11 protein-coding genes and 1 pseudogene are annotated in these 12,492 nt (G+C 64.8%); 9 read left to right on the top strand and 3 right to left on the bottom strand.

The genetic code is table 11. From position 1 onward, the window contains the following. Positions 1-174 precede the first annotated feature (174 nt). From PC358_RS12750 to PC358_RS12735, 4 genes are read left to right on the top strand one after another with little or no spacing between them, the layout of a single operon-like run. Positions 175-657 carry a formate dehydrogenase subunit gamma gene (locus tag PC358_RS12750; RefSeq protein ID WP_033700360.1) on the top strand — a complete coding sequence of 161 codons (483 nt, stop codon included), beginning with the start codon at positions 175-177 and terminating at the stop codon, positions 655-657. After that, the gene (locus PC358_RS12745) at positions 651-2,210 is read left to right on the top strand and encodes a formate dehydrogenase beta subunit (RefSeq protein WP_033700359.1); all 1,560 of its coding nucleotides are present in this window, start codon (positions 651-653) and stop codon (positions 2,208-2,210) included. The genes PC358_RS12750 and PC358_RS12745 overlap by 7 nt, the downstream gene beginning before the upstream one ends. Further along, a complete protein-coding gene (gene fdhF / locus PC358_RS12740; protein ID WP_033700357.1) occupies positions 2,207-5,086 on the top strand; it encodes a formate dehydrogenase subunit alpha in 2,880 nt (959 codons plus the stop codon). The genes PC358_RS12745 and fdhF overlap by 4 nt, the downstream gene beginning before the upstream one ends. Then, positions 5,083-5,286 (top strand): formate dehydrogenase subunit delta, encoded by a 204-nt coding sequence (locus PC358_RS12735; protein ID WP_033700355.1) that lies wholly within the window; start codon positions 5,083-5,085, stop codon positions 5,284-5,286. The genes fdhF and PC358_RS12735 overlap by 4 nt, the downstream gene beginning before the upstream one ends. A 196-nt stretch (positions 5,287-5,482) precedes the next feature. Here PC358_RS12735 and PC358_RS12730 read toward each other — a convergent pair whose 3' ends face one another. After that, positions 5,483-6,346, bottom strand: a complete 864-nt coding sequence (locus PC358_RS12730) for a universal stress protein (protein ID WP_033700353.1) — start codon at positions 6,344-6,346, stop codon at positions 5,483-5,485. A 154-nt stretch (positions 6,347-6,500) separates the two neighbouring features. Here PC358_RS12730 and PC358_RS12725 point away from each other — a divergent pair, with 154 nt between their 5' ends. Continuing rightward, entirely contained in the window at positions 6,501-7,118 is a 618-nt protein-coding gene (locus tag PC358_RS12725) for a MiaE family protein (protein ID WP_033700351.1), read from the top strand. Between the two features lie 35 nt (positions 7,119-7,153). Here the strand turns inward: PC358_RS12725 and PC358_RS12720 are convergent, their stop codons facing one another. After that, positions 7,154-7,474: an ElaB/YgaM/YqjD family protein gene (locus tag PC358_RS12720; RefSeq protein ID WP_033700349.1), complete on the bottom strand. Its 321-nt coding sequence runs from the start codon at positions 7,472-7,474 to the stop codon at positions 7,154-7,156. A 126-nt stretch (positions 7,475-7,600) separates the two neighbouring features. On the opposite strand from PC358_RS12720, the gene PC358_RS12715 reads away from it, so the two are divergent. Then, positions 7,601-7,864 (top strand): hypothetical protein, encoded by a 264-nt coding sequence (locus tag PC358_RS12715; RefSeq protein ID WP_033700347.1) that lies wholly within the window; start codon positions 7,601-7,603, stop codon positions 7,862-7,864. A 6-nt stretch (positions 7,865-7,870) separates the two neighbouring features. On the opposite strand, the gene PC358_RS12710 is transcribed toward PC358_RS12715, so the two are convergent. Beyond that, positions 7,871-8,359, bottom strand: a complete 489-nt coding sequence (locus PC358_RS12710; RefSeq protein ID WP_033700345.1) for an LEA/WHy family protein — start codon at positions 8,357-8,359, stop codon at positions 7,871-7,873. 136 nt (positions 8,360-8,495) lie between these two features. Here PC358_RS12710 and PC358_RS12705 point away from each other — a divergent pair. From PC358_RS12705 to PC358_RS12695, 3 genes and pseudogenes are all read left to right on the top strand, one after another. Further along, a pseudogene (locus PC358_RS12705) lies at positions 8,496-9,002 on the top strand (RNA polymerase sigma factor); the annotation flags it as partial. A 4-nt stretch (positions 9,003-9,006) separates the two neighbouring features. After that, the gene (locus tag PC358_RS12700; protein ID WP_315972656.1) at positions 9,007-9,879 is read left to right on the top strand and encodes a FecR family protein; all 873 of its coding nucleotides are present in this window, start codon (positions 9,007-9,009) and stop codon (positions 9,877-9,879) included. A gap of 120 nt (positions 9,880-9,999) precedes the next feature. After that, positions 10,000-12,435 carry a TonB-dependent receptor gene (locus PC358_RS12695; protein ID WP_050506115.1) on the top strand — a complete coding sequence of 812 codons (2,436 nt, stop codon included), beginning with the start codon at positions 10,000-10,002 and terminating at the stop codon, positions 12,433-12,435. The last annotated feature ends 57 nt before the right edge of the window (positions 12,436-12,492 follow it).

Raw genomic sequence — 12,492 nt, 5'->3', positions numbered from 1 at the left:
CACAAGTGCCATGCTTGCAGGATGCCCTCGGGCCAGTGCGCGCAGACGCACGGCCATGGGCAAGGAGGCTGCCGACACCACGCAACCGTGACGTGGCCGGTACGCCGCAGCAGAACACGCCGGCCCCTGCCTCTACAACGCCAAGGCAGGGTCCGTGATGCCGAGGTCCGCTGTATGCCTGATGAACTGCTCCACCTGCCTTTGATCCACAGCATCCTGGCCCGTGAAAAGGAGACCCCCGGCGCCCTGTTGCCGATCCTTCACGCCATTCAGCAAGGCATCGGCTTCGTCCCCGATGCCGCTGTCGCCGAAATTGCCCATGCCCTGAACCTCAGCCTGGCCGAGGTGCGCGGGGTGATCAGCTTCTACCACGACTTCCGTACCACGCCGCCTGCACGCCATACCTTGCGCCTGTGCCGGGCCGAGTCATGCCAGAGCCGTGGCGCCGAGGCCTTGGCCGCGCAACTGCGCGACCAATTGGCGCTGGACGACCATGGCACCAGCGCCGACGGCGCCATCAGCCTGCGCCCGGTGTACTGCCTGGGCGCCTGCGCCTGCTCGCCAGCACTGGAGCTGGACGGCCAATTGCACGCACGCCTCACGCCTGAGCGCCTGCGTGCCCTGGTAAACGGTTGCCTGGAGGGAGAAACATGTTGAAGGTGTTCATCCCCTGTGATTCGGTAGCCCGCGCCGTGGGTGCCGATCAGGTTGCCGAGGCCGTGCAGCGCGAGGCCGAACGCCGGCAGTTGGCGGTCGATATCCAGCGCACCAGTTCGCGTGGCCTGTACTGGCTGGAGCCGCTGCTTGAATGCGAAACCGCACAAGGGCGCCAGGGTTTCGGCCCGGTCACGGTGCACGATGTGCCGGCGCTACTCGATGGCTTGGCAGGCGAGGCCCACGAGCATGCCCTGGCCTTGGGGCCGGTTGAGCAAATCCCTTATCTGAAAAGCCAGCAACGCCTGCTGTTCGCCCGGGCCGGGGTAACCCGGCCGCTGTCGCTGGACGACTACCGTGCCCACGGCGGCTTTGCCGGCCTGGAACACGCGGTGGCGCTGGACGGCGCCGAGGTGGTTGCCGCAGTGCTTGATTCCGGCCTGCGTGGCCGTGGCGGTGCGGCGTTCCCGGCTGGCATCAAATGGCGCACCGTGCGCGATGCCGGGGCTGGGCAGAAGTACGTGGTCTGCAACGCCGACGAAGGCGACTCCGGTACCTTCGCCGACCGTATGCTGATGGAAGGCGACCCGTTTCTGCTGATCGAAGGCATGATCATCGCCGGCCTGGCCGTGGGGGCCGACAAAGGCTACATCTACGTGCGCTCGGAATACCCCGACGCCATTCGCGTGCTCGACCAGGCCTTTGCCATCGCCCGTGACGCCGGCTACCTCGGTGTGAACGTGGCCGGCAGCGGCAAGGCCTTCGACCTGGAAGTCCGGGTTGGCGCTGGCGCTTATATCTGCGGCGAAGAAACCGCGCTGCTGGAGTCCCTTGAAGGCAAGCGCGGCATCGTCCGCGCCAAGCCGCCCTTGCCGGCCCTGCAGGGCCTGTTCGGCTTGCCGACCCTGGTGCACAACGTACTTACCCTGGCCTCGGTGCCGATCATCCTGGCCAAGGGCGCGGCGTTCTACCGCGACTTCGGCATGGGCCGTTCGCTGGGCACCATGCCGTTTCAGCTGGCCGGCAATATCCGCCACGGCGGCCTGGTGGAGCGGGCGTTCGGCCTGACCCTGCGCGAGCTGGTGGAAGGCTATGGCGGCGGTACCGCCAGCGGCCGGCCACTGAAGGCCGCGCAGGTCGGTGGGCCGCTCGGTGCCTGGGTGCCGCCCAGCCACTTCGACACGCCGCTGGACTATGAAGCCTTCGCCGCCATGGGCGCGATGCTGGGCCACGGCGGTGTGGTGGTGGCCGATGACACCCTCAACATGGCCAGCATGGCGCGCTTCGCCCTGCAGTTCTGCGCCGAGGAATCCTGCGGCAAGTGCACGCCCTGCCGCATCGGCTCGACCCGTGGCATGGAGGTGGTGGATCGGCTGATCGCCAGCACCGATTTCACCGAGCGCCACGACCACGCCCTGCTGCTGCGCGACCTCTGCGACACGATGCAGTACGGCTCGCTGTGCGCCATGGGCGGGATGACGGCCTACCCCGTGGCCAGCGCGCTCAAGTACTTCCCCGCCGATTTCGGTCTGACTCAGACGGAGGCCGCACAGTGATCAATTTTTTCGACCCCGAGACCGATCTTGGCACCCCGGCCCGCGACAGCCAGGTGCAGGTCAGCCTGAACATTGACGGCCGCGCGATCAGCGTGCCTGCCGGTACCTCGGTGATGCGCGCCGCCGCCATGCTCGGCACTAGCATCCCCAAACTGTGCGCCACCGACAGCCTTGAAGCGTTCGGCTCGTGCCGCATGTGCATGGTGGAAATCGACGGCATGCGCGGGTATCCCGCCTCCTGCACCACCCCTGTCAGCGAAGGCATGGTGGTGCGCACCGAAACCCCGCGCCTGGCCGGGCTACGGCGCAATGTGATGGAGCTGTACATCTCCGATCACCCGCTGGACTGCCTGACCTGCTCGGCCAACGGTAACTGCGAACTGCAGACCGTCGCCGGCCAGGTGGGGCTGCGTGAGGTCCGCTACGGCTACGACGGCGCCAATCACCTGGCTGAGAAGAAGGACGTCTCCAACCCGTACTTCGACTACGAACCCAGCAAATGCATCGTCTGCAGCCGCTGCGTGCGCGCCTGCGAAGACATCCAGGGCACCTTTGCCCTGACCATCACCGGGCGTGGTTTCGACTCGCGGGTGGCGGCGGCTGGGGGCGATAACTTCCTGGCCTCCGAGTGTGTGTCGTGCGGTGCTTGCGTGCAGGCGTGCCCGACCGCCACCTTGACCGAAAAGAGCCTGGTGCAGCTCGGCCAGCCCGAACGTGCGGTGATCACCACCTGCGCCTACTGCGGTGTCGGCTGCTCGTTCCGTGCCGAGATGAAGGGCGACCAGTTGGTGCGCATGGTCCCGGACAAGAACGGCGGCGCCAACCACGGCCACGCCTGCGTCAAGGGCCGCTTCGCCTGGGGCTATGCCACCCACCCGGACCGCATCACCAAGCCGATGATCCGCAAGCGCCTCGAAGACCCGTGGCAGGAAGTCAGCTGGGAAGAGGCGGTAAACTATGCGGCCAGCGAGTTCCGGCGCATTCAGCTCAAGTACGGGCGTGATTCGATTGGCGGCATCACCTCCAGCCGCTGCACCAACGAAGAGGCTTACCTGGTGCAGAAACTGGTGCGCGTGGCGTTTGGCAACAACAACGTCGACACCTGCGCCCGGGTGTGCCATTCGCCCACCGGCTACGGCCTCAAGCAGACCCTCGGTGAGTCGGCCGGTACCCAGAGCTTCGATTCGGTGATGCAGGCCGACGTGGTGCTGGTGATTGGCGCCAACCCCACCGACGCCCACCCGGTGTTCGGCTCGCAGCTCAAGCGCCGCCTGCGCCAGGGCGCGCGGCTGATCGTCATCGACCCACGGCGCATCGACCTGGTCGACTCGCCCCACGCCCGCGCCGAGCTGCACCTGCAACTGCGCCCTGGCACCAACGTGGCCATGCTCAACGCCCTTGCCCATGTGATCGTCAGTGAAGGCTTGCTGGCCCAGCGCTTTATCGACGCGCGCTGCGAGACCGAGGACTTCGCCCGCTGGCGCGACTTCGTCAGCCTGCCAGAGAACGCGCCGGAAGTACTCGGCCCGGTCTGCGGCGTGCCTGCCGAGCAGATCCGCGCCGCAGCCCGGCTGTACGCCACCGGCGGCAATGCGGCCATCTACTACGGCCTGGGTGTCACCGAGCACAGCCAGGGCAGCACTGCGGTGATGGGCATCGCCAACCTGGCCATGGCCACCGGCAACATTGGCCGCGAAGGGGTAGGGGTGAACCCACTGCGTGGGCAGAACAACGTGCAGGGTTCGTGCGACATGGGCTCGTTCCCGCATGAACTGCCCGGCTACCGGCATATCTCCAACGAAGGGGTACGTGCCGAATTCGAGCGGGCCTGGGGCGTGACCTTGCAACCCGACCCGGGCCTGCGCATTCCCAACATGTTCGAAGCGGCCCTGGATGGCAGCTTCAAGGCGCTGTACTGCCAGGGTGAGGACATCGCCCAGAGCGACCCCAACACCCAGCACGTCACTGCGGCCCTGCATGCCATGGAGTGTGTGGTAGTGCAGGACATCTTCCTCAACGAAACGGCCAAGTTCGCCCACGTGTTCCTGCCGGGCAGTTCGTTCCTTGAAAAGGACGGCACCTTCACCAACGCCGAGCGGCGAATCTCGCGGGTGCGCAAGGTTATGGAGCCGCTGGCCGGCAAGGCCGACTGGGAGGCCACGGTGGCCTTGGCCAACGCCTTGGGCTACCCGATGCAGTACCGCCACCCGTCCCAGATCATGGACGAGATCGCCCGCCTGACGCCGACCTTCCACCGCGTTAGCTACGCCGAGCTCGACCGCCATGGCAGCCTGCAGTGGCCGTGCAACGATGCCGCGCCCGATGGCACGCCGACCATGCACATCGACCAGTTCGTGCGCGGCAAGGGGCGCTTCATGCTCACGGGTTACGTGCCCACCGACGAGAAGGTCAACAGCCGCTACCCGCTGTTGCTGACCACCGGGCGTATCCTCAGCCAGTACAACGTTGGCGCCCAGACCCGGCGCACCGGCAACGTTGCCTGGCATGATGCCGACCGCCTGGAGCTGCACCCGACCGATGCCGAGAGCCGTGGCATTCGCGACGGTGACTGGGTGGGTATCGGCAGCCGTGCCGGGCAGACGGTGCTGCGCGCCAAGGTCAGTGCGCGGGTGGCGCCGGGGGTGGTGTACACCACGTTCCACTTCCCTGAGTCTGGCGCCAACGTGATCACCACCGACAACTCCGACTGGGCCACCAATTGCCCTGAATACAAGGTGACGGCGGTGGAGGTGGTGAAGGTGTTCCACCCGTCTGAATGGCAGAAGCGCTACCAGGACTTCAGCGACGAACAGCGCCGCCTGCTCAAGGAGCGCCGCACCGCCGAGCAACCGGAGAACGCCGAGGTGCGCCGATGAGCAGCGACAACCTGGTCAAGATGGCCAACCAGATTGCCCATTATTTTGACAGCGAACCGAACCGGGTGCTGGCGGTGCAGGGGGTGAGGCAGCACTTGCAGAGCTTCTGGACGCCGGCGATGCGCCGGCAGTTGCTGGCGTGGAGCGAGGCCAATGGCGGGGAAGGCCTGGACCCAAAAGTGCGCGAGGCGCTGACCTAGCCCTTCGCGCGAGGCAACGCCTTGCCTGTGTAGGAGCGGCCTTGCCGGGGCGCCGGACCGGTCGGAAAGGGCCGCATAGCGGCCCCAGGTTCTGTGGCGCAGCAAAAATCGCCGGGGCCGCTTCGCGCCCCTTTCCGACCGGTCCGGCGCCCCGGCAAGGCCGCTCCTACAAAAGCATGTTGATGCTGTGCTGGGCCTACTCGCGGGCCAGTTCCGTCAGGTGGGCAATCGCTTCTTCGCTCTTGAGCACCAGCACATCCCCTTCGAGCGAGTCGAGCACCACCTCCGACGTATTGCCGATCAAGGCACCGGAAATCCCCGTGCGGGCCACCGTGCCGATCACCGTGACCACGGCGCCGAACCTCTTCTCGGTATGGGGTATCAGCACATCGGCCGGGCCTTCGGCGACATGCAGGCGTTCATCGCTGATGTCGAACTCGGCTTGAAACGCGCGGCAGGCTTCGCGGTAGCGCTCTGCAATGGTCTCGCTGAGCTGGTAGACCGGGTCCGCAGCCGACAGCATGGGGGAGGGGTGCGCACTGATGACGTGCAACTGACCTTTAGCCAGGCCGGCAATGGCATAGCCATGGTCGATGATGCTTGCGTGCAACCGGCGGTGATCCTCATCCTGGTTGCCGACATCCACGGCCGCCAGAATTACCCCGCCCGTCCATGGGCGCTCGGTTTTCACCATCAGCACCGGGCTGGGGCACAGGCGCAGCAGCTTCCAGTCGCTGGGCGTCAGCAGTGCTTTTTTCAGGGGGTTGTCCGGCCGGTGCTCCTTGATGACCAGCTCGCAGCCTTCAGCTTGCTGCACCGCGATGATCGACTCGTGAAGGGTGTCGTGCCAGGCCTGCTCAAAGGTCACGTTGTCATACCCGTCATCGTGCAACTGGCTGCACAGCAGGCTGAGCAGCGCGCTGTGGTCCTGCTTCTTGTCACACATCAACAGGTGCAGGCGCGCGCCGGTAACCCCTGCGATTAGCTTGGCGCGGGTCAAGGCCCGGCTATGGGCATGCGCGGGGTCGAGGACGACGAGGATGCTGCGGACGGCTTGCATGGGCTTGAGCTCCGTTCAAAGATGGCGGCCAATGCCTGACTATAGTCGGCGCCCCACCCGCCGCCGCTTGATGTACATCAAGCATAGTCACTGGCGCTGCCGCTTGCCGCCGGTATAATCGCCGGCCCTGCCTGTTCTGTCTGGTTGCACGTTTATGTCCTTGATCCCCGAAATCGACGCCTTTCTTGGCTGCCCGACCCCAGATGCCTGGATCGAAGCGGCGCTTGCCGACCAGGAAACCCTGCTGATCGACCACAAGAACTGCGAGTTCAAGGCCGCCAGCACCGCCTTGAGCCTGATCGCCAAGTACAACACGCACCTGGACCTGATCAACATGATGTCGCGTCTGGCCCGTGAAGAACTGGTGCACCATGAGCAGGTGTTGCGCCTGATGAAGCGTCGGGGGGTGCCTTTGCGCCCGGTGTCGGCCGGGCGTTATGCCTCGGGCCTGCGCCGCCTGGTGCGTGCCCATGAACCGGTCAAACTGGTGGATACCCTGGTGGTGGGGGCTTTCATCGAAGCACGCAGTTGCGAGCGCTTTGCCGCACTGGTGCCGCACCTGGATGAAGAGCTGGGTACCTTCTACCACGGCTTGCTGAAAAGTGAAGCGCGCCATTACCAGGGCTACCTGAAGCTGGCCCATCAGTATGGTGAGGCAGCGGACATCGCCGGCCGGGTGGAGCTGGTACGTGAGGCCGAGGCCGAACTGATCCAGTCACCGGACCAGGAGCTGCGCTTCCATAGCGGTATCCCGCTGGCGCAGGCCGCCTGAAACCGGTCAGGCGGCGCTGCGGCCGTTAGCGCTGCTTAGTAACGGCGGCCCAGCAACAGGCCGACCACCAGGCCGAAGCCTGCGGACACGGCAACGGTCTGCCAGGGGTGGCCGCCGATGTAGTCCTGGGTGGCATCCACCACCGGCTGGGCCTTGTCACGCACATTGCTCGCCGCCTGGCGGGCCTGGCGCAGTTTCAGGCTGACTTGGGCGCGCAGGGTTTCTGCCTCCTCGCCAACCAGGGCTGCGCTGTCGTTGAGCAGCTTTTCGGATTCTTCGATCAATGCCTGCAGTTCGCTGAAGACCTGATCCTTGATCTGATCGCTGGCGGCTTGTGCGGCGTTTTTTCGGGCCATGAACTCATCCTCGTCAATGGGGGGGTGAACAATGGATGCCGGCGCGTCGGGAAAGTTGCGCCGGCTTTCCGGTGACGCATCGCTACGGTGTAAGATAGCGGCCATTTTCAACAGGCAGGTACCTTCATGAGTTTCAATCTGGCCAACAAGAGCTTCGAGGAACGGGCGCAGATCGAGGCAGAGAAGGCGCGGTTGTTCGAAATGTGGCAGAGCAACCTGGGCAAGGCCAAGGGCGAAGCGGCCCGGCTGATTTCCGAAAAGCCACGGCGCAAGGGCAAATGGGCCGAGTGGGTGCGTGCCGAGCTTGAAAGCATGTCGCCGCCTGAATACGCCAGCATGGTGCGCAGTGAGGTCAACAAGATGATGGCCGCCGCCAACAACAGCCGCTGAGGCTGGTTACCCGCCAGCGCCTGCAGCCTTCGGCAAATCCAGCGTGCCTTCGTCGGTGAAGCGGACGGTGCGCAGCCACCCGCCTGCCAGTTTGCCGCGCAGTACATAGGGTAGCCCTTGCAGCGAATTGCGCTGGCCCAGGCCATACGCCTGGCGCAGGAAGGAAAACGCGGTGACGCTGACCGGCACCACGATCACCGCTTCGTCGAACCGGCCTATATGCCCCTGCTGGTCACTCACCCCGGCGGCCAGCGGCTGGCCGTTGACCTGCAGGTCGAGCGCGATGCCGTTGTAGTCGATCGGGGTTTCGTTAGGGTTCTGTACGCGTATTTTCACCGCCATGCGCAGTTCCAGCTCCTGGCCGGGCAGCGGCTCGATGCCGATCACGCTGATGTTGAGCGGGTCGCGCGCTTGGAACAACGCACAGGCGCTGAGGCCGAACGCCAACAGCAGTACCAGGCAGCCGCGGGCACAGCGGTGCAAATGGGCAGTCATGGGTTGCAACCTTGCCAGAAGAATTCAAGCGTCAGTGTGGCAAATGCTCTCTGACGTTGAAAGTGGCGTGCACAATGAAAGATACTGTTTCTCATTAACGCCCGACAATTCCTCTTACTGGCCTTTCTCCTACCTCATGCTGACGTCTCCCGTGTCTGGTCTGCTGGCGAGTTTCCAGGAGCACTACGACGACCTCCTGCAGTTCCTGACCCGGCGCATGAGCGATCGACAGCGCGCCGCCGACGTCGCGCAGGAGACGTACCTGAAGCTGGTGAAGATCGACCAGCAAGCGGTCACGGTGCTGCATGCGCGCAGCTTCATCTTTCGGGTCGCGGGCAACCTGGCGATCGATGCCTTGCGCCGTGAGCAACGCAACGCTGCCCGTCACGATGACAGCGATGGCACAGGGGAGGTGGCCTGCCCGGCGCCGGCGCCCGAGGCGGCGTTACTTGCCCGCGAGCGCCTGCAGATACTCGACGAGGCGCTGTTGCAGCTGCCCAGCAATGCCCGCCAGGCGCTGTTGCTCAACCGCATCGAAGGCCTGACCCAGGCACAGATTGCACAACGGCTGGGCGTTTCCGAAAGCATGGTGGCAAAATACATCGGCCAGGCGCTGCGCCATTGCCGTGACTGGCTCAAACACAACCATGACTGAGCCTTACGCCATGCCTGCAGCCCAACCGCTCAGCGACCTCAGCGACGATGCCATCGATTGGCAGGTGCTGTTGCACGCGGGCAATGCCACGGCGGCGGACCACGCCCGCTACCAGCGCTGGTGCGCATTGAGCCCGGCGCATGCCGAGGCGGCGCGCGAGGCGCAAGCGCTGTGGCAAGACATTGGCCACACCCCGACCGCCCAGGTTGTCGCGCCACCACCCGTGCGGCGCCGACGGCACTGGGCGGCCGGCTTGGCGGCCTCGGTGGTGGTGCTGGCCGCAGGCTTTACCGGCTGGCAGCAGGCCCCAATCTGGCTGGCGGACTACCACACCGGGCTGGGGCAGCGGCAGGCTATTACCCTGGCCGATGGCTCGCGGGTACTGCTGAACAGCGGCAGTGCCTTGACGGTGGCATTTACCGACCGCGAGCGCCGAGTGGTGCTCAATGCTGGCGAGGCCTTGTTCGAAACGGCCAACGACGCACGGCCCTTTGTGGTCGATACCGAAGGCGAGGCGGTGCGGGGCACGGCGGCGACGTTCAGCGTGCGCCGCGATGGCCGCGTGGTGCTGGCCCAGGGCGAGGCCACGGTGGGTGAGCGCAGGGTGCCGGTGTCGCCCGATGCCAGTGCACAGACCGCCTGGCAGCGCGGCAAGCTGATTTTCAACGGCAAGCCGCTGGGGCAGGTGCTGGCGGAGCTTGAGCGTTACCAGCAGGGGCGCATTTTGCTGTCCGATACCACGCTGGCCGCCCTGGAAGTGAGCGGGGTGTTCGACCTCGATGAGCCCCAGGCACTGCTGCGTACCTTGGAGCAGCGTTATGGCCTGAAGGTCACCTACCTGCCCTGGTTGGCCGTGGTGCACTGACCCTGCAAAAAATAATCGAAATATTTTTCATCTGCCGCTGCAAGTTCATGCAGGCCAGATCGTCGTAGTGGGACTGATCAGCAACTCATTCTCATTTACGACTTGTCTGGAAGCTCATTCGTGGCCCTTACGCTCAAGCCCTTGCACCGCACCAGCGGTTCTCTCCATCACGCCTTGCTGTCTTGCAGTGCCCTGGCCATGTTGGCCGGCCCACTGCAGGCGTTGGCCTCGACCGCTGCGCAAGCGGCCCAGGTTGAAGCCCGCCAGGTGCAGTTGGACGTGCCGGCCCAGCCACTGGACCAGGCCCTGACGGCGTTCGCCGACCAGGCCGGTTTGCACTTGCTGTACACCACCGGTGATGTGTCGGGCCTGAATAGCCAGGCCTTGCAGGGCAGCTACAGCATCGAGCAGGCGTTGCAGCAGTTGCTGGCCGGCAGTGGCATGGGCTGGCAGTTCAGCGATGCCCGCACCGTCACCCTGCGCAAGGCGGACACTGCGCCGCAGGCTGTCAACTTGAAGCCCATCGAAGTCAGCGTCGCCTCGCGCACGAGCACCGCCATCAGTGAAATCCCCGGCACCGTCTGGGTGGTCGACCAGCAGCAACTGCGCGAGCAGATCGACAGCGGTGTGAGCCTGAAGGAAGCCATCGGCAAGCTGGTGCCGGGCCTGGACCTGGCCCCAGAGGGGCGCACCAACTACGGCCAGAACATGCGTGGGCGCAATGTGCTGGTGATGATCGACGGGGTCAGCCAGAACAGCTCGCGCGGCCTGTCGCGCCAGTTTGACAGTATTTCGCCGTTCAACGTCGAGCGTGTCGAAGTGCTGTCGGGTGCCAGTGCCCTCTACGGGGGTGGCGCCACCGGCGGCATCATCAACATCGTGACCAAGAAGGGCGAGCCCGGCCCGGCACGCTTCGAGACCCAATTAGGAGCCAGCAGCGGTTTCAACAACAGTGACGACCTGGCCACCCGCATCGCCCAGTCGATCAGCGGCGGCAACGAGCGGGTCAGCGCCCGCCTGGGCATCTCCGGCGAGCAGAATGAAGCCTTTTACGACGGCGCTGGCGACCAGATCTTCATCGACAATACCCAGACCGACCTGCAGTACAACCGCACAATCGACGTGCTCGGCACCTTGGGCCTGACCCTGACCGACGAGCAGAGCCTGGACCTGCTGGCCCAGTACTACGACTCGGGCAACCACGGCAGCACGGGTATCTACTTCCCCAACCTCAACCACAACGCCCCCTCGGACCTGGAAGACGCCGAACTGCGCAGCGGCTATTCCTCCGACCTCGAGCCACGCACCCGGCGCCTGTTGCTCAACGCCAACTACCATCACACCGATGTGCTGGGCCAGGACTTCTACCTGCAGGCCTCGTACCGCAAGGAAGACGACAACTTCTACCCGTTTCCGTACTACAACCGCGCCACCCCCACCGGGTCGCGCGGGGTGTACTTCGCCGCATCACAACAGAACTTCGAAGTCACCAGCCTCAAAGGCCTGTTCGCCAAACAATGGGATGCGCTCAAGCTGACCTACGGCGTCGACCTGGACCGCGAGCGCTTCAACGCCGAACAGACCACCTTCGATGCCCTGACGTCATCCGAAAGCGGTGGCCTGGAAATGGACAAGGCCAGCAAGGCCGCGCGCTACCCCAGTTACCGGGTTGACGGTGTGTCGGTGTACGCCCAACTCGACTGGCATGCCACCGACAACCTGACCTTGTCCGGTGGCGCGCGGCGCCAGCAGATGGACGTGGATGTCAGCGATTTCAAAGGCGTACCCGGCGGCAGCAACGATTATCAGGTCAGCCTGTACAACGTCGGCGCCATTTACGATTTCAAGAATGGCCATCAGCTGTGGACCAACTACGGTGAAGGTTTCGACCTGCCAGACCCGGCCAAGTACTACGGCAAGCCAGGCCTGAGCGTCGCCGACAACCCGCTGGCCGGTATCAAGAGCCGCCAGGTCGAACTCGGCTGGCGCTTTGCCGACTTGGACTGGGACGCCCAGGCGGCGCTGTACTACATCTGGTCGGACAAGATCATCAACGTCGACTCGCAAACGCTGACCATCAACGTCGAAGAGCAGAAGAGCCGCGACTTTGGTTTCGAAGGTGCGTTGACCCGTCACTTCCAGAGCGGTTGGGAGGCCGGTGGTACCTTGCACCTGACCCGTTCCGAAGAAGAGGCCGCTAACGGTGGCTGGAACAAGCGCGATGCCCGCTATGCGTCGCTGTCCAAGTCCACCGCGTTCGTCGGCTGGAAGGGCGATGGCCGCAGTGCGCGGCTGCAGGCCAACCACGCATTCAGCCTCAAGGACGATGCCGATCACGAAATCGACGGCTACACCACTTTCGACCTGCTGGGCAGCCAGGACACTGGCTTCGGCACCTTCAGTGCAGGCATCCAGAACTTGCTGGACAAGCAGTACAGCACGGTCTGGGGGCAGCGTGCGACGTTGTTCTATGCACCGACCTATGGGCCAGCGTACCTGTATGACTACCAAGGGCGTGGGCGCACCTACACCCTGACCTGGAGCATGGCCTACTGATTGGCGCAGCCTGAAAACCCTTGGGCTACAGTGACGGGCAGCCCCCTTTGCCGAGGT

It is taken from the genome of Pseudomonas capeferrum, assembly GCF_000731675.1.
In the GTDB taxonomy this organism is placed as follows: domain Bacteria; phylum Pseudomonadota; class Gammaproteobacteria; order Pseudomonadales; family Pseudomonadaceae; genus Aquipseudomonas; species Aquipseudomonas capeferrum.
Note: the sequence above shows the minus strand (reverse complement) of the source record. Positions and strands in the feature narration are given on the sequence as shown.

Excerpts from the sequence above, each read along its gene's own strand:
- PC358_RS12750 (WP_033700360.1), top strand. The coding sequence starts at position 175 with ATGCCTGATGAACTGCTCCACCTGCCTTTGATCCACAGCATCCTGGCC.
- PC358_RS12745 (WP_033700359.1), top strand. The coding sequence starts at position 651 with ATGTTGAAGGTGTTCATCCCCTGTGATTCGGTAGCCCGCGCCGTGGGT.
- PC358_RS12735 (WP_033700355.1), top strand. The coding sequence starts at position 5,083 with ATGAGCAGCGACAACCTGGTCAAGATGGCCAACCAGATTGCCCATTAT.
- PC358_RS12730 (WP_033700353.1), bottom strand. The coding sequence starts at position 6,346 with ATGCAAGCCGTCCGCAGCATCCTCGTCGTCCTCGACCCCGCGCATGCC.
- PC358_RS12725 (WP_033700351.1), top strand. The coding sequence starts at position 6,501 with ATGTCCTTGATCCCCGAAATCGACGCCTTTCTTGGCTGCCCGACCCCA.
- PC358_RS12720 (WP_033700349.1), bottom strand. The coding sequence starts at position 7,474 with ATGGCCCGAAAAAACGCCGCACAAGCCGCCAGCGATCAGATCAAGGAT.
- PC358_RS12715 (WP_033700347.1), top strand. The coding sequence starts at position 7,601 with ATGAGTTTCAATCTGGCCAACAAGAGCTTCGAGGAACGGGCGCAGATC.
- PC358_RS12710 (WP_033700345.1), bottom strand. The coding sequence starts at position 8,359 with ATGACTGCCCATTTGCACCGCTGTGCCCGCGGCTGCCTGGTACTGCTG.
- PC358_RS12700 (WP_315972656.1), top strand. The coding sequence starts at position 9,007 with ATGACTGAGCCTTACGCCATGCCTGCAGCCCAACCGCTCAGCGACCTC.